This is a genomic window from Limimaricola sp. (assembly GCF_016125575.1).
Lineage (GTDB): Bacteria > Pseudomonadota > Alphaproteobacteria > Rhodobacterales > Rhodobacteraceae > WGLM01.
The window spans coordinates 230,437-246,590 of record NZ_WGLM01000004.1 but is presented as its reverse complement, the minus strand read 5'-3'; the positions used below and the strand labels follow the sequence as shown (position 1 = coordinate 246,590).

14 protein-coding genes are annotated in these 16,154 nt (G+C 62.8%); 10 read left to right on the top strand and 4 right to left on the bottom strand.

The genetic code is table 11. The features are described from left to right. Positions 1-26: 26 nt before the first annotated feature. A complete protein-coding gene (gene radC / locus GC146_RS08140; RefSeq protein WP_291836918.1) occupies positions 27-791 on the bottom strand; it encodes a DNA repair protein RadC in 765 nt (254 codons plus the stop codon). Positions 792-1,001: 210 nt separating this feature from the next. Between radC and GC146_RS08135 the strand changes: the two genes are divergently transcribed. Then, a complete protein-coding gene (locus GC146_RS08135) occupies positions 1,002-2,441 on the top strand; it encodes a sialate O-acetylesterase (protein WP_291836915.1) in 1,440 nt (479 codons plus the stop codon). Positions 2,442-2,464: 23 nt separating this feature from the next. On the opposite strand, the gene dnaJ is transcribed toward GC146_RS08135, so the two are convergent. Both dnaJ and dnaK read right to left on the bottom strand, forming a co-directional pair. Then, positions 2,465-3,610, bottom strand: coding sequence for a molecular chaperone DnaJ (dnaJ, locus tag GC146_RS08130; protein WP_291836913.1), 1,146 nt, complete (start codon positions 3,608-3,610; stop codon positions 2,465-2,467). Positions 3,611-3,685: 75 nt separating this feature from the next. Then, the gene (gene dnaK / locus GC146_RS08125; RefSeq protein ID WP_291836911.1) at positions 3,686-5,602 is read right to left on the bottom strand and encodes a molecular chaperone DnaK; all 1,917 of its coding nucleotides are present in this window, start codon (positions 5,600-5,602) and stop codon (positions 3,686-3,688) included. A 159-nt stretch (positions 5,603-5,761) separates the two neighbouring features. Here dnaK and GC146_RS08120 point away from each other — a divergent pair, with 159 nt between their 5' ends. Then, entirely contained in the window at positions 5,762-6,415 is a 654-nt protein-coding gene (locus GC146_RS08120; RefSeq protein WP_291836909.1) for an alpha-ketoglutarate-dependent dioxygenase AlkB, read from the top strand. A 3-nt stretch (positions 6,416-6,418) separates the two neighbouring features. Here the strand turns inward: GC146_RS08120 and GC146_RS08115 are convergent, their stop codons facing one another. Further along, complete coding sequence (locus GC146_RS08115) at positions 6,419-7,240, bottom strand: ABC transporter permease (protein WP_291836907.1); 822 nt, start codon at positions 7,238-7,240, stop codon at positions 6,419-6,421. Positions 7,241-7,389: 149 nt separating this feature from the next. Here GC146_RS08115 and cysQ point away from each other — a divergent pair, with 149 nt between their 5' ends. The 8 genes from cysQ to GC146_RS08075 all read left to right on the top strand — a co-directional run bounded on the left by cysQ (position 7,390) and on the right by GC146_RS08075 (position 16,151). Next, on the top strand, positions 7,390-8,187 hold the full coding sequence (gene cysQ / locus GC146_RS08110; RefSeq protein ID WP_291836905.1) for a 3'(2'),5'-bisphosphate nucleotidase CysQ: 798 nt from the start codon (positions 7,390-7,392) through the stop codon (positions 8,185-8,187). Next, positions 8,187-8,987 carry a manno-octulosonate cytidylyltransferase gene (locus tag GC146_RS08105; protein ID WP_291836903.1) on the top strand — a complete coding sequence of 267 codons (801 nt, stop codon included), beginning with the start codon at positions 8,187-8,189 and terminating at the stop codon, positions 8,985-8,987. Before cysQ ends, GC146_RS08105 begins: the two co-directional genes overlap by 1 nt. Continuing rightward, positions 8,984-10,222, top strand: coding sequence for a glycosyltransferase (locus GC146_RS08100; RefSeq protein ID WP_291836901.1), 1,239 nt, complete (start codon positions 8,984-8,986; stop codon positions 10,220-10,222). The genes GC146_RS08105 and GC146_RS08100 overlap by 4 nt, the downstream gene beginning before the upstream one ends. 119 nt (positions 10,223-10,341) lie before the next feature. Then, complete coding sequence (gene galU, locus GC146_RS08095) at positions 10,342-11,235, top strand: UTP--glucose-1-phosphate uridylyltransferase GalU (protein WP_291836899.1); 894 nt, start codon at positions 10,342-10,344, stop codon at positions 11,233-11,235. Then, the gene (gene galE / locus GC146_RS08090; protein WP_291836896.1) at positions 11,232-12,215 is read left to right on the top strand and encodes a UDP-glucose 4-epimerase GalE; all 984 of its coding nucleotides are present in this window, start codon (positions 11,232-11,234) and stop codon (positions 12,213-12,215) included. The genes galU and galE overlap by 4 nt, the downstream gene beginning before the upstream one ends. Then, a complete protein-coding gene (locus GC146_RS08085; protein ID WP_291836894.1) occupies positions 12,196-13,440 on the top strand; it encodes a glycosyltransferase family 1 protein in 1,245 nt (414 codons plus the stop codon). Before galE ends, GC146_RS08085 begins: the two co-directional genes overlap by 20 nt. A gap of 3 nt (positions 13,441-13,443) precedes the next feature. Continuing rightward, a complete protein-coding gene (locus GC146_RS08080) occupies positions 13,444-14,454 on the top strand; it encodes a glycosyltransferase family 2 protein (protein WP_291836892.1) in 1,011 nt (336 codons plus the stop codon). A gap of 17 nt (positions 14,455-14,471) precedes the next feature. Then, complete coding sequence (locus tag GC146_RS08075; RefSeq protein WP_291838476.1) at positions 14,472-16,151, top strand: beta-1,6-N-acetylglucosaminyltransferase; 1,680 nt, start codon at positions 14,472-14,474, stop codon at positions 16,149-16,151. The last annotated feature ends 3 nt before the right edge of the window (positions 16,152-16,154 follow it).

Here is a 16,154-nt window from a genome sequence, read left to right as displayed (position 1 = left end):
GGCCATTTGGCTCGCCCTTTCGCGTTTCAGATCAGCCCCTCGGCGCGGAAACTCAGCTCGCGCGATTTGCCGACGATCAGGTGGTCGTGCAGCGTCAGGCCGAGCGCCTGCGCGGCCGCTTCGACTTGCGCTGTCATGGCGATGTCGGCCTGCGACGGCGTCGGGTCGCCCGAGGGATGGTTGTGGACAAGGATCAGCGCCGAGGCGTTCAGCTCCAGCGCGCGCTTCACCACTTCGCGCGGATAGACCGGCACATGGTCGACCGTGCCGCGCGCCTGCTCCTCGTCCGCGATCAGGATGTTCTTTCGGTCAAGGTAGAGGACGCGGAACTGCTCCGTCTCGCGATGGGCCATTACGGTATGGCAATAGTCCAGCACCGCGTCCCAGCTGGAAATGACGTGGCGCTGAATGACGCGGGCCCGGGCCATGCGCTGCGCCGCGGCCTCGACCACCTTCAATTCAGTCACCACTGCCTCTCCCACACCCTGCACCTGCAAAAGCCGGGCGGCGGGCGCGGCCAGCACGCGGTTGAAATCGCCGAAATGATCAATCAGTCGCCGGGCCAGCGGTTTGACGTCCTGCCGCGGAATGGCGCGGAAAAGAACAAGTTCCAGCAGTTCGTAGTCGGGCATCGCCGCGGCGCCGCCACTCATGAACCTTTCGCGCAGCCGCGCGCGATGATCCCGGATGTAGGAGGGCAGCCGGGCGCCAGCCATTGCCTGCACTTCGTCCGCGACAAATGGTTCGGAGAAAGGCAGCGACGCTTCGGAAAAGGCGCGTGTGCGGGACATGCCACCACAATGGCGCATCGCCTGTGAATGAATGGTTAACGGCGTCCGAAAGATGGTGATTCGGCATAATGCCCGAAACAGGAAACAGACCGTATTGTGGCAAAGAGGTGAATTCTTTTGACATAATTCAACCTCTCATTAACCTCCGGGGATATGAGAATCGTTTGATATTCAGATTCTTCGTCTTGCCCATTGAAAGGGGAGTTTGCCATGTCCGGGGTCCCAATTGTCATCATCGCCGGCCAGAGCAACGCCAAGAACGACGCGCTTGTGCTTGGGGCTTCTGCCACGATTCAGCAGAATGGCGGCCTTGCCCTTAATTACGCCATCAGTGGCAGTCCACTGTCATCGACGCTCGACAACGGCAACGGTGACTGGTCGGAAGAGCATCTTGCCACGCTGATCGACCGGATCAACTGGATCCTTACTCCTGGCTCTCCCGGTTACATTGAGGGTGCCTATGTCTCGGGCATGATCTGGGTGCAGGGCGAGGCCGACAGTGCCACGGCCGATGCCGCGGCGGCCTATGCTGACAATCTGATGGCAATGCGCGATCAACTCACCAGCCATTTCGGGCCGTTCGACATCTCGCTTGCCGCGCTGAGTGCGGATGTCTGGACGTTGAAGGATGTCGGCCTCAACCGCGAGGACAACTGGCTGGCCGTGCGGGATGCGCAACTGGGATTTGCCGGTCAGGACGGCATGCACGTGGTGGATGTCGACGCACTTGCGGCCACCGAAGGGCTGACCACTTCGCAAGTCTTCCACGATGACCTCGTGCACTACGTGGATCCATTCGCTCATGATCTTGGCGTCGCGTTGGTCGACCAGCTTTCGATTTCAGGCGATGTGCACGGGCAGACCGGTACCAGTGGCAACGATTCCTTTATTGTGACTGGTGGGGGCGTACAGCAGGTTGTTGGCGGCGCGGGCACCGACCTTGTGGACCTTAGCGGTCTGGATCATGGAGTGCGAATTTCGACCGATGGCAACGGCAATACCGGGATCGAAAATTACAAGGGCGGCACCCATTACGAGATTTCGACAACCGGTGTCGAAAAGTTCCTTGGTACCGATTATAATGATCTGGTCTATCTGGATAAATATGTCCGCGACGTGCGCATGGGCGATGGCCACGATCAGGTCGAAGGCAGCAACTACAACGATTCGATCCGCCTTGACGGTGGAGACGACCTAGCCCGCGGCGGTCTGGGCAATGACTTCATCGACGGCGGGGCGGGTAACGACCGCGTTTTCGGCCAAGACGGGAACGACCGGCTTTACGGCGGCTCTGGCGATGACTTGATCGTAGGCGGCAAGGGCGATGACATGATCTATGGCGGCAGCGGCAACGACGACCTCCGTCCGCAGGCCGGGCATGACACGATCATATTCAACCCCGGCCATAACGGCATCGACAGCGTCTCCGGCTTTTCGGTACGCGATGACATCGTCGATTTCCGGCCCATGAACGTGACCGCCGACAACATCCATTATACCGAGGTCGGTAAGGATCTGGTCATTACGGTGGATGACGGCCGTTCGGACGCGTCGGTGACGCTGGTCAATCAGGGGCGCTATCTTGACGCGGCACACCATGATGCCGCGGGCATGCCTGATGGCGTTGCTTTCGACTGGGTTCTGTTCTGAGGCGGTGACGGGCAGGGCGCCCGTCAGCCTTTCATGCTGTCCCAGAAGTTCTTGACGGCTGAGAAGAACCCCTCGCTTTGCGGGTTGTTCTCGGCGCTTAGCTTGTCGAACTCGCGCAGCAGTTCCTTCTGACGCGCGGTCAGCTTCACCGGCGTCTCGACCGACAGCTCGATGAACATGTCGCCCGGCCCGCCGCCGCGCAGGGCGGGCATGCCCTTGCCGCGCAGGCGCATCTGGCGGCCGGTTTGGCTGCCCTCGGGGATCTTCACGCGGCTGCGGCCACCGTCGATGGTCGGCACCTCGATATCGCCGCCCAGCGCCGCCTCGACGATCGAGACCGGCACGCGGCACGCCAGATTGCTGCCGTCACGTTGAAAGAGCGGATGCTCGGTCACCTCTATGAAGATATAGAGATCGCCCGTCGGGCCTCCGCGCATCCCGGCCTCGCCTTCACCGGCAAGGCGGATCCGCGTGCCGGTTTCAACGCCTGCGGGAATATTGACCGCCAGTGCGCGCTCTTTCTCGACGCGGCCCTGCCCGTGGCAGGTCTTGCAGGGGTTCTTGATGGTCTGGCCCATGCCGTTGCAGGTGGGGCAGGTCCGCTCGACCGTGAAGAAGCCCTGCTGTGCCCGCACCTTGCCCATGCCGGAACAGGTCGGGCAGGTCTGCGGCTCGGACCCGCCTTCGGCGCCGGTTCCCTTGCAAGATGAACAGGCCACCGCGGTGGGAACGTTGATGGTCTTCTGCAGGCCGGAATAGGCTTCTTCGAGACTGATGCGCATGTTGTAGCGCAGGTCGTTACCCCGGACCGCGCGGCTGCGCCCGCCACCCTGCCGGCCACCCATGAAGTCGCCAAAAAGGTCGTCGAAGACGTCGGAAAAGGCACTGGCAAAATCGGAATGTCCGGCCCCCGGGCGCGGCCCTCCGCCGCCACCCATGCCACCCTCGAAAGCGGCGTGACCGAAACGGTCATAGGCGGCCTTCTTGTTGGGGTCCTTCAACACCTCGTAGGCCTCGTTGGCCTCCTTGAACTGGGCCTCGGCCGTCGGGTTGTCGGAATTGCGGTCGGGGTGCAGCTCTTTCGCCTTCTGGCGATAGGCCTTCTTGATCTCGTCGGCACTGGCGCCGCGCGCGATCCCCAGCGTCTCGTAATAGTCGCGTTTCGCCATGAACGAATGTCCCTCAGGAAACGGAAAGACCGGCCCGCACGTGACGGGCCGGCCAACCTTCAGGCGGACGGGGCCTTAACGGCCACGCTTGTCGTCGCCCAGATCTTCGAAATCGGCATCGACGATGTCGTCCTCGTCACCGCTCGCGCGGCCCTCGGGCGCATCGCCACCCTCGCCCTCTTCGTCCTGGCTGGCCTTGTAGATGGCCTCGCCAAGGCGCATCGAGGCCTCGGTGACGTTCTGGATGCCGGACTTGATCTTGCCAACGTTGTCACCCTCAAGCTCGTCCTTGAGCGCGGCAATCGCCAGCTCGATCGCCTCGATCGTCGACGGATCAACCTTGTCGCCGTGTTCCTTGATCGACTTCTCGGTCGAGTGGACAAGGCTTTCGGCCTGGTTCTTGGCCTCGACCAGTTCGCGGCGGGCCTTGTCGGCGTCGGCGTTGGCCTCGGCGTCCTTGACCATCTTCTCGATCTCGTCGTCCGACAGACCACCGGAGGCTTGGATCGTGATCTTCTGCTCCTTGCCGGTGCCCTTGTCCTTGGCCGAGACCGACACGATGCCGTTGGCGTCGATGTCGAAGGTCACCTCGATCTGGGGCATACCGCGCGGGGCGGGCGGGATGTTTTCCAGGTTGAACTGGCCAAGCATCTTGTTGTCGGCCGCCATTTCGCGTTCGCCCTGGAAGACCCGGATCGTCACAGCGTTCTGGTTGTCCTCAGCCGTCGAGAAGACCTGAGACTTCTTCGTGGGGATCGTGGTGTTACGGTCGATCAACCGAGTGAACACGCCACCCAGCGTCTCGATACCAAGGCTGAGCGGGGTCACGTCCAGCAGGACCACGTCCTTGACGTCACCCTGAAGCACGCCGGCCTGAATGGCCGCACCCAGTGCCACCACCTCGTCGGGGTTGACGCCCTTGTGCGGCTCCTTGCCGAAGAGCTTCGTCACTTCCTCGATCACGCGCGGCATACGGGTCATGCCGCCGACCAGCACCACCTCGTCAATGTCGCCGATCGACAGACCCGCATCCTTCAGCGCGTCCTTGCACGGCTTGACCGTTTTCTTGATCAGGTCGTCGACAAGGCTTTCCAGCTTGGCGCGGGTCAGCTTCATCACAAGGTGCAGCGGCGCGCCGTTCGACCCCATCGAGATGAACGGCTGGTTGATCTCGGTCGTGGTCGAGGACGACAGCTCGATCTTGGCCTTTTCGGCGGCTTCCTTCAGCCGCTGAAGCGCCATCTTGTCCTTGGTCAGGTCGACGCCATGCTCTTTCTTGAACTCCTCGGCGAGGTAGTGGACGATCCGCATGTCGAAGTCTTCACCACCAAGGAACGTGTCGCCGTTGGTGGACTTCACCTCGAACAGGCCGTCGTCAATTTCCAGCACGGTCACGTCGAAGGTGCCGCCGCCAAGGTCATAGACGACGATGGTCTTGGTCTCTTTCTTGTCGAGACCATAGGCCAGCGCCGCGGCCGTCGGCTCGTTGATGATGCGCAGCACCTCAAGGCCGGCAATCTTGCCGGCGTCCTTGGTGGCCTGACGCTGGGCGTCGTTGAAATAGGCGGGCACGGTGATGACGGCCTGCGTCACATCCTCGCCCAGATAGCTTTCGGCGGTTTCCTTCATCTTTTGCAGGATGAACGCGCTGATCTGGCTGGGCGAATACTTGTCGCCGCGGGCCTTGACCCAGGCGTCGCCGTTGCCGCCGTCAACGATGCTGAACGGCACCAGTTTCTTGTCCTTGGCAACCTCGGCGTCATCCGTGCGGCGGCCGATCAGGCGCTTGACCGCGAAGATGGTGTTTTCCGAATTGGTCACCGCTTGCCGCTTGGCAGGCTGACCGACAAGGCGTTCGTCTTCCGTGAAGGCGACGATCGAAGGGGTGGTGCGCGCCCCTTCCGCGTTTTCGATGACCCTCGGTTTCGAGCCATCCATGATGGCGACGCAGGAGTTCGTCGTTCCGAGGTCAATCCCGATGACTTTGGCCATGTTTCAAATCCCTCTACATAGGCGGTTTGAGCGGCGACGGCCCGTTGCGGCACCATCGCCAACTGGGGGTTGTCGCGGAGGCGGAATGTTCCGGTCACCGCGGTTCTGGCGGTATATAGGGGTGGCTTTTGGGGGCTGCAACAGCAAGGGCATGCGGAGATGGGCGGAAAGTACGCGGAATATCCGGCAAATGGGCAGAATGCAGTGCCGCGGCCGACATTGGAGGTCAACGGCGTGCCGGTCTGGAAGGGTCTGCTGGACCGGGACGCACAAGTGGCCCTTCTGGCCGAGATCGACGCGGTGATGCGTGCGGCCCCGCCCGTGCGCCATGTCACGCCGTCTGGCCGGCCAATGCGGGTGGCCATGACGGCGGCTGGCAAGGTGGGTTGGGTCAGCGATAAAGATGGCTATCGCTATGCCAGCCGTCACGCCAGCGGCGCACCATGGCCGCCGATCCCACCGCGATTGCTGGGTCTCTGGGCGTGGCTCCTCCCCGACGCGAGGCTGCCTGAAAGTTGCCTTGTAAATCATTACGACGCTTCAGCGCGGATGGGTCTGCATCAGGACCGAGACGAAGCTGACCTGACCCAGCCGGTCCTCTCGATCTCTTTGGGGGATGCAGCGCAGTTCCGAGTCGGCGGCACAACGCGGGGCGGGCCGACCACCTCTGTCTGGCTGGAATCGGGAGATGTGCTCGCGCTTTTGGGGCCCTCGCGGCTCGCCTACCACGGCATCGACAAACTGCGCCCCGGCAGTTCCACGCTGTTGCCGGAAGGTGGGCGGATCAACCTCACGCTGCGGGTCGTGACCTGAACGTCAGCGCCCGGCGTCCCAGCTGACCGAAGCGTTCTTGCGCGTGAAAAACTCGGCCATCATCCCGATCACCAACAGCGCCATGCTGACGTAAAACGGGTACATGAAAGAGCTGTTATGCGGGTTGTAATTGATGAAGACGAAACCGCGCGCCTGATCGATCGTATGGAACAGCGGGTTCCAGCTGAAGATCGCCAGCATCTTCGGTGACAGCGTATTGGCGACAAACATCTTGCCCGAGCCAACCATGTTGGCCCGCGAATAGACTGTCGAGGCGATGCCGGCGAAGGTGGGCCACCACGGCTTGATCGACAGAAAGATCACGCCCACCGCCACGCCCGAAAACCATGCCAGAAGCAGACATCCGAATGCCCCGATCGGATCGTCGATCTGAACGGTGTGGAAAATAAGGTTGTAAAGGAACAGCACCGTCACCAGCGAGACGATCTGCAGGTACAGCGTGCTGAGAGCCGAGGCAGAGATGGTGACCAGCGTGTTCAACGGCCCGTGCTTCATCATTGACGACGTCGGGCCATCGGCGCGCACCACCGCGCCAATCGCCTTGGCGTGGGCCATGAACAGGAAGACACCTGTAAACAGGTAAACCATGAAGTCGCCACGGATCTGCACCCGGCGGATGCCGAAGATCTGGTACATCATGTAAAAGGCCGCGACGAAGATGATCGTCTGCAGGATGTTCAGAAGCAGGCCGATCAGCGCGTTCTTGTGGCTCTTGCGGACATTGTGGACGATCGAGTGATAGATCAGATCCCCGATCGACAGGATCTGGGACAACTGGGACCGTCGGGCCGGTGTCTGGAACATCTTCGCCGTCCTGCCATCGGCCTCTGACGTGGGCCACTCGTGCCTTGTGGAACGAATTTCTTGCCGTTCTCTTGAGGCGTCAGCATAAGGGGAACGGCCTGCGTTTTCAACTGTCGCGCCGCAGGTCATCGGAATGTGAGGAGCCGGACATGGATTTCGAAAAGCTGAGCCGCGTCATGCGCCGGCTGGCCCTCGAGGCAGGCGACAAGATCATGGAAATCTACGCGTCACCCGATTTCGACGTCCGTTCCAAGGCCGATTCCAGCCCGGTGACCGAGGCTGACGAAGCTGCTGACGCGCTGATCTCGGCCGGCCTGCGCGCGGCCTTCCCCGATATCGCGCTGGTGACCGAGGAGCAGGCGCAAAGCCATGCCCTCAGCGTGACGGAGTTCCTGATCGTCGATCCGCTGGACGGCACCAAGGAATTCGTCCAGCGCCGGGGCGATTTCACCGTGAATATCGCCTATGTCGATGACGGTGCGCCGATCCGTGGCGTGGTCTACGCGCCCGCCAAGGGGCGGCTGTTTTACACCGACAAGGGCGGTAACGCTGTCGAGGAAGACGAGCCCTTCGACAAGGACAATCCCGGCCCGGTGAAACCCCTGCGGGTCTCGCGCCCCGATAATGCCGCGCTGATGGTCGTCGCGTCGAAATCGCACCGCGATCAGGCCACGGACGACTACATCGCGAAATACGCCGTGCGCGATATGACTAGCGCAGGTTCGTCGCTGAAATTCTGCCTTGTCGCCACCGGCGAGGCCGACCTTTACCCCCGCGTCGGCCGCACCATGGAATGGGACACTGCCGCAGGCCATGCGGTGCTGGTGGGCGCGGGAGGCGACGTCGTGCGTTTCGACAATCACCAGCCGCTGCGCTACGGCAAGCCGGGCTTTGCCAACCCGTTCTTCATCGCCTACGCGCCGGGCGTCGATCTGAAGGAAGCCTGATGTCCGTCCTTGTCGCCATTCCGGCGCGCTATGCCTCGACACGTTATCCCGGCAAGCCGCTGGTGCCGCTGACCGGCGCCACCGGCGAGGCGCGCACGCTGATCCGCCGTAGCTGGGATGCCGCGATGCAGGTGAGGGGCGTCGACCGCGTGGTTGTCGCGACTGATGACGACAGGATCGCTGCCGAGGCGCGCGGCTTTGGCGCCGAGGTGGTGATGACCTCGTCCGCCTGCCGCAACGGAACCGAACGCTGCGCCGAGGTGGTCAGCGCGCTGGGCGGCAGTTATGACATCGTGGTCAACCTGCAGGGCGATGCGCCGCTGACCCCGCCGTGGTTCGTCGAAGACCTGATCGCGGGCCTGTCGGCGCGACCCGACATGGGTGTCGCCACGCCGGTGCTGCCCACCGATGGCGCGGCCCTGCGCGGTTTTCTCGAGGATCGGCGCGCAGGGCGCGTAGGTGGAACCACCGCTGTCTTCGGAGCAGACCGTCGCGCGCTCTACTTCTCGAAAGAGGTGATTCCCTATACCGGCAAGGACTGGCCCGACGCGGCGATCACGCCTGTCTTCCACCATGTCGGCGTCTATGCTTATCGCCCCGCGGCGCTGGCCGCTTATGCCGGCTGGGAACCCGGGCCGCTTGAGGGTCTGGAAGGGCTGGAACAGCTGCGTTTCCTCGAACGCGGCGTTCCGGTCCTGTGCGTCGAGGTCGACGCGCGCGGGCGCCAGTTCTGGGAGTTGAACAACCCCGCCGACGTGCCCCGGATCGAGGCGATGATGCGGCAGATGGGGTTGGCGTGACCGCGGCGCCGGTCAGCGTGATCGTCGTCAGCCGGGACCGGCCCAAGGCCCTGACACTCTGCCTCAAGGCGCTGGAGGGCCAGCTTTACGATCCGTTCGAAGTGGTCGTGGTGGCCGATGCCGCTGGCCGCCGGGCGCTGGCCGCTCAAGGGTGGGATGACCGGGTGCGGCTGATCCCCTGCGACGAGGCAAATATCAGCGTCGCGCGTAACCTTGGCCTTGCCGCCGCGGGGGGCGAGATCGTGGCCTTCATCGACGATGATGCCGTGGCAGAGCCGACATGGCTGGCGCACCTCGTTTCGGCCTTTTCAGAGCCTGATATCGCCGCTGCCGGAGGGTTCGTGCGCGGACGCAAAGGTATCGGGTTTCAATGGACGGCGCGCGCCGTTGACGCGGAAGGAAACCACGACCCGCTGGTGGTTGACCCGGCCCGCGTCTCCTGCCCCGATCCCGGCCCGGGCCGGGCAGTTCGGACCGAGGGGACGAATATGGCGTTCCGGCGCGATGTCTTGGCCACGATTGGCGGTTTCGACCCTGCCTTCCGCTTCTACCTGGACGAAACGGACGTGAACTTGCGACTGGCCGCAGCAGGACACCGGACGGCGATCGTGCCTTTGGCACAGGTGGTTCATGGATTTGCTGCCGGTCCGTTTCGCAGGGCCGACAGGGTGCCGCGTGACCTTTTCCAGATTGGCGCGAGCCTTGCCGTGTTCTTGCGCAAGCACGCCCCGGCCGCTGACCACGCCGCCCGCCTGCTGGATGAAGCAGTGGCCCAGCGCAAACGCCTTGTCAGCCATTTCCTTGCCGGGCGGATCAACCGGCGCGAGGTGAACCGGCTGATGGAAACGTTTCAGACCGGCTGGGATGAAGGGCAGACGCGCGAGTTTGGTCAGACGCCGCCGCTTGGCCCCGGCGCGGAGTTCCAGCCGTTCAAACGGTTGCCGCGGAGCGGGCGGGCGCTGGTGTTTTCAGGCCGGCCGTGGCAACGCCGCGCACGCTTGGCCGATGCCGCCCGAGCCGCGCAAGAGGGCGACACGGTCAGCGTGATCATTCTGTCGCCTACGGCACGGCCACATTGGGTGCGGTTCCACCCGGATGGGTTCTGGCTGCAAACAGGCGGCCTGTTCGGTCGCTCCGAACGCAACGGCCCACGATTTCGCTTCTGGCGCTTCGGCGCGCGCGTTGCCGCCGAGGTGCAGCGAATGAGCCGCATCCGCGATTTTGCCCGAGAATAGGCCAAGTCGGGTCTTGAAAGGTTGGCAATTTTCCGGATTGGGGTCATAGAGTGTTGCCGTTGTCCGGGCTAAATTGCCCATGAGAACGATGCTGCTGTAACCCCGGTGGGAAGAAAGCCATGAAATCGCGCATTACCAAGGCAATCTTCCCCGTTGCAGGTCTTGGTACCCGGTTCTTGCCGGCAACCAAGGCGATTCCCAAAGAAATCATGACCCTGGTTGACAGGCCGCTGATTCAGTACGCCATCGACGAGGCGCGCGCGGCCGGTATCAAGGAGTTCATCTTCGTCACCTCGCGTGGCAAGTCGGCGCTGGAAGATTACTTCGACATCGCGCCCGAGCTGGAAACTAGCCTGCGCCAGTCTGGCAAGCACGAACTGCTGGAGACCTTGAAATCCACCAACATGGAAAGCGGCGCCATCGCGTATATCCGCCAGCACAAGGCACTTGGCCTTGGCCATGCCGTGTGGTGCGCCCGCCGCCTTGTTGGCAATGAACCCTTCGCCGTGATGCTGCCCGACGATGTCATCGCAGGCGACAAGCCTTGCTTGCAGCAGATGGTCGAAGCGCATGCCGAAACAGGCGGTTGCATGGTTGCGGCGATGGAAGTGCCTGCAAGCCGCACCAGTGCCTACGGCATTCTTGACTCCCAAGACATCGGCGGTCGCGTCGTGAAGGTGCAGGGTATGGTGGAAAAACCTGCCCCCGGAACCGCGCCCTCGAACCTTGCGGTGATCGGGCGTTACATCTTGACGCCGAAAATCCTGCGCAACCTCGGCCAGATCGACAGCGGCGCCGGGGGCGAGTTGCAGCTGACCGACGCCATTGCACGTGAACTGACCGAAGGGCGAGATGTCTTCGGCTATCGCTTTGAGGGGCAGAGGTTCGACTGCGGCTCCAAGGCAGGTTTCCTGCAGGCGACCGTGGCTTTCGGTCTGGCCCGGCCCGACCTTGGCGCCGAACTGTCGCAGTATCTAAGCGACGTGATGTCCGCGCGCAGGGCCGCGGAGTGACGACGATTCTTGTGACCGGGGGCGCGGGCTATATCGGCTCGCACGCCTGCAAGGCGCTGCGGGCCGCGGGCTATACCCCCGTGACCTATGACAGCCTTGTCACAGGCTGGCAGGACGCGGTGAAGTTCGGCCCGTTCGAGCAGGGCGATCTGCGCGATGCGGCGCGGCTGGATGAGGTTTTTGCCAAGCATCGCCCGGTCGCGGTGATGCATTTCGCCGCACTCAGCCTTGTCGGCGACAGCATGAAGGACCCGGGGCCCTACTGGGACAATAACGTCATCGGATCGCTGCGGCTGATCGAGGCGGCGATCCGCGCCGGCTGTCTGAACTTCGTCTTTTCCTCGACCTGCGCGACCTATGGCGACCAGGACGGTGTCGTGCTGGACGAGGATACGGCGCAAGCGCCCATCAACGCCTACGGCGCCTCGAAACGCGCGATCGAGGACATGTTGAACAACTTCACGGCCAGCCACGGTCTGCGCGCGGTGATCTTCCGCTACTTCAACGTTGCCGGGGCCGACGCGGACGGCGAGGTGGGTGAACACCACCGCCCAGAGACGCACCTGATCCCGCTGATGCTGGACGCGATCGATGGCAAGCGCCCGGCACTGACCGTCTTCGGTACCGACTATCCCACGCCTGACGGCACCTGCATTCGCGATTACGTTCATGTCATGGATCTGGTTGCGGCGCATGTCCTCGGCCTGAAATGGCTGGAAGCGGGCAAGCCGGGGCGCGTCTTCAACCTTGGTACCGGGACCGGCTTTTCCGTGCGCGAGGTCGTCGCCAATTCCGCCAAGGTCACCAACCGCCCGGTGCCGGTCAACGAAGGGCCGCGCCGTCCGGGCGATGCCGTGGCGTTGGTTTCCGGCAGCAGCCGCGCGCAGGCCGAACTTGGCTGGGCCCCTATTCGTTCCGATATGGAAACAATGATCGCCGATGCCTGGCGCTGGCACCAGAGTGGCCACTACGACAGATAGCGCCCCGGCGCGGGTGCTGGACGTGACCCGCCTGATAAGCAGGGCGGGCCGCGGCGTAACTGGTGTCGACCGGGTAGAGCGTGCCTACCTCGCCCATTTCCTGCGGGACGAGACCCCGTTCTTTGCCTTGGCACGAACGGCGCTGGGCTTTGTCTTGCTTGACCGGACCGGGGCTGGCCGGCTGTTGACGGTGTCCGAAAGCGATGATTGGGGCAGGCCGGACCTGCTGTCGCGTCTATCGCGGCGACTGGACCCGGCCCGTCAGGCGGCACAGGCCACGTTGCGCCGTTTGGCCTTGGCGCGGGCGCCACGCGGCGGATTGGGCCGCATGTTGGCCCGGCATATGCCGGCAGGAACGGTTTATTTCAACATCGGACACAGCAACCTGTCGACGCGCGTGATGGAGGCGGTCCGGACGGTGCGCAACGCACGCATCGCCGTGCTGATCCACGACACCATCCCGTTGGATTTCCCCGATTACCAGCGCCCCGGCACGGTCGAGACGTTTCGTGGGCGACTGGCCGTGGCCGGTCAGTACGCCGACTGGATCATCACCGCCTCCGAGGTCGTTCGCGCCAGCCTGCTCCATCACCTGTCTGCCTGTCCGCCGGTGGTGGTCGCACCCCTTGGCGTTACCCCCCCGCGGCCCGACCCGACGGCAATTCCACCCGGTATTCGCCTTGACAGACCCTATTTTGTCACCCTCGGCACGATCGAGCCGCGCAAGAACCACGCGTTGCTTCTGGATGTCTGGGAGCGGTTGGGAGACGATCCGCCAGGTCTTGTGATCTGCGGTGCCCGAGGCTGGCAGAACGAGGCTGTCTTTGCCCGCCTCGACCGCGGCATTCCTGGCGTGACCGAGCATTCGGGCGTGTCTGACGGCGCTGTTGCGGCGCTTTTGCAGGGCTCGCGCGGTCTGCTCTTCCCGTCGCTGGCCGAGGGTTATGGCCTGCCTCCCATCGAGGCGGCGGCACTTGGCGTTTCCGTGATCTGTGGCGATCTTGCCATCTACCGTGAAACACTTGGCGATCTGCCAGTTTACCTAAGCGTGCGGGACAGTTATCTGTGGGAAAACACGATAAGACGGATGGCAACGGCGCCGGCCCCCGAGAGGCCACGCCCGATCTCGCCGCCCGGATGGCAGGCACATTTCAACAGGGCGTTAAGCCCGATCGGCCAGCTTCGGGGAACGGCGCAGATGCGTGGACCATCGCATGAGGGGTAACGGGTGAGTGTCTGGCAATCCTACCGGCTGAGATTGCAGCGCAAACGCTGGCGTATCCGTGCTTTTCGAAAGCGCCGCGACCTGACTTTGGTGAAGGATCGCACGGCCGGCCTGCGTGACGAAGACATCCTGCTGTTCTCGACCGTCCGCAACGAAGAGGTGCGGCTGCCCTACTTCCTCGACTATTACCGCAAGCTGGGCGTCAATCATTTCTTCTTCGTGGACAATGACAGCACCGATGGTGGCCGTGAATACCTTGCGCAGCAACCTGACGTCTCGCTCTGGACAACGCCTGCCAGCTACAAGCGTGCGCGTTTCGGGGTCGACTGGCTGAACTGGCTGCAGATGAAATACGCGCACGGCCACTGGGTGCTGGTCGTCGATCCGGATGAATTCCTGATTTACCCATTCTGTGACACGCGTCCGCTGCGCGCGCTGACCGACTGGCTTGACGCGTCGTCGATCCGGTCATTCGGGGCGATGCTGCTGGATATGTATCCGCGCGGCAAAATCGACGAGGTGCCCTACCGGCGGATGCAAAACCCGCTGGAAATCGCCTCTTGGTTCGACTCGGGCAATTACTCGATCTACCGCAACCAGCGTTTTGGCAATCTTTGGATTCAAGGAGGGCCGCGCGCGCGGCTGTTCTTCCGTGACGATCCGGCGCGCGCGCCCGCGCTCAACAAGATTCCCCTGGTCAAATGGGACAGGGAATATGCCTATGTCAGCTCCACCCACATGTTGCTGCCACGCGGGCTGAACCTTGTTTACGACGAATGGGGTGGAGAGAAGGCCTCTGGCGTTCTGCTGCACACCAAGTTCCTCGATACCTTCGCGCTGAAGGCGCAGGAAGAACTGGACCGCAAGCAACACTACGCAAACAGTGCTGAATACAAGGCTTATGCCGCCAGCCTCGCCTCGCATCCCGAGATGTGGTGTAAGTGGAGCGAGAAATACATCAACTGGCGGCAGCTGGAAATTCTTGGCCTGATGTCGAAAGGGAACTGGGCGTGAGCACCGTCGGCATCATCATGCTGGTGCATACCGCGCTTGACCGGGCCGAACAGGTGATCCGCCACTGGGTTGCCAATGACTGCCCGGTGGTGGTGCATGTTGATGCCAAGGTGGCGCGCAAGAAGAACGACGCCTTCCGCGCTGCGCTGTCGGACCTGCCCACGGTGCTTTTCAGCCGCCGCCACCGTTGCGAATGGGGGACGTGGGGCATTGTGGCCGCGTCGCAATCGGCAGCCGAACTGATGCTCGACAAGTTTCCCAAGGTGCGGCACGTCTACCTCGCCTCGGGCTCTTGCCTGCCGCTGCGCCCGGTGAAGGAGTTGCGCAGCTATCTTGATGCGCGCCCCCGCACGGATTTCATCGAAAGTGCCACGATCGCCGATGTGTCATGGACCGTCGGTGGTCTGGACGAAGAACGGTTTACCTTGCGCTTTCCCTTTGCGTGGAAGCGGCACCGCATCCTGTTTGATGGATATGTCAGACTGCAACGGCGGCTGAAGGTGCGGCGCAAGATCCCTGATGGCATCGTACCCCATATCGGGTCGCAATGGTGGTGCCTGACGCGGCAGACGCTGTCCACGATCCTGCAGGATCCCGGCAGGGCAAATTACGATCGCTACTTCCGCCGGGTCTGGATTCCGGACGAAAGCTATTTCCAGAGCCTTGTCAGGCTCTATTCCGCGAATATCGAAAGCCGCTCGCTGACGCTGTCTAAGTTCGATTTCCAGGGCAAGCCGCACATTTTCTACGATGATCACCTGCAGCTTTTGCGCCGGTCGGATTGTTTCGTCGCGCGCAAGATCTGGCCGCATGCCGACCGTCTGTACGAGACGTTCCTGAACGACGCCGCCAGCGCGATGAAAGGGGCCGAGCCCAACCCGGGCAAGATTGACCGGATATTTTCCAAGGCGGTCGAGCGACGCACGCGCGGCCGCCCCGGCCTGCATATGCAAAGCCGCCTGCCGCATGAAGGCTGGGAAAACGGCTTTACCGCCGCGCCATATTCGGTGTTCGAGGGGTTTTCCGAGCTGTTCGAGGATTTCGAGGAATGGCTGGCGCGGATGGTCGGCGGCAACGTTCACGGCCACCTCTTCGCGCCTGAACGGGTCGAATTCGAAGGGCGTCAGGCCACCTTTGCCGGCGCCTTGTCCGACAGTCCGCAACTGCGTGACTACAACGGGCGCATGTTCTTGACCGGGCTGATCTGGAACACGCGTGGCGAACGGCAAAGCTTCCAGTTTGGCCCGCGCGATTCACAATACATCACTTGGGACATGGCCAAGGATCCCAACGCGCAGATCTCGGTGATCAGCGGGGCCTGGGCGGTGCCGCTTTACCAGTCCAATCGCAACTTCGCGGAAATTCGTGCCGAGGCCGCGCGCCTGCAAAAGATCGAGAGCGATCACCTGGCACTTCTGCGGTCCAAGCAGGCCAAGGCGAAAGTGCGGATCTGGACGATGGCCGATTTCATCGAATCCCCGATGGAAAACCTGCAGGCCATCATCGACGAGATTACCGCCAAGGCGCCGCAGCGGCTGATCGAGGCGCCGCGCATGGTCAACCTCGACGGGTTCCCGCAATTCCTGCAGAACCTGAAGAACCAGGGTATGCACCCCTACCTGATGGGCGATTTTCCCAATGGAAGCGAGGATCGCAACAAGCCGCAGTCGCGACGCAAGCCCTACGTGGTGCGCTGATCC

What these genes read in the sequence shown, in the direction of transcription:
- dnaK (WP_291836911.1), bottom strand. Translation starts at nt 5,602, where the DNA reads ATGGCCAAAGTCATCGGGATTGACCTCGGAACGACGAACTCCTGCGTC.
- dnaJ (WP_291836913.1), bottom strand. Translation starts at nt 3,610, where the DNA reads ATGGCGAAACGCGACTATTACGAGACGCTGGGGATCGCGCGCGGCGCC.
- GC146_RS08075 (WP_291838476.1), top strand. Translation starts at nt 14,472, where the DNA reads ATGCTGGTGCATACCGCGCTTGACCGGGCCGAACAGGTGATCCGCCAC.
- GC146_RS08105 (WP_291836903.1), top strand. Translation starts at nt 8,187, where the DNA reads ATGTCCGTCCTTGTCGCCATTCCGGCGCGCTATGCCTCGACACGTTAT.
- radC (WP_291836918.1), bottom strand. Translation starts at nt 791, where the DNA reads ATGTCCCGCACACGCGCCTTTTCCGAAGCGTCGCTGCCTTTCTCCGAA.
- GC146_RS08115 (WP_291836907.1), bottom strand. Translation starts at nt 7,240, where the DNA reads ATGTTCCAGACACCGGCCCGACGGTCCCAGTTGTCCCAGATCCTGTCG.
- GC146_RS08135 (WP_291836915.1), top strand. Translation starts at nt 1,002, where the DNA reads ATGTCCGGGGTCCCAATTGTCATCATCGCCGGCCAGAGCAACGCCAAG.
- cysQ (WP_291836905.1), top strand. Translation starts at nt 7,390, where the DNA reads ATGGATTTCGAAAAGCTGAGCCGCGTCATGCGCCGGCTGGCCCTCGAG.
- GC146_RS08120 (WP_291836909.1), top strand. Translation starts at nt 5,762, where the DNA reads ATGGGCGGAAAGTACGCGGAATATCCGGCAAATGGGCAGAATGCAGTG.
- galU (WP_291836899.1), top strand. Translation starts at nt 10,342, where the DNA reads ATGAAATCGCGCATTACCAAGGCAATCTTCCCCGTTGCAGGTCTTGGT.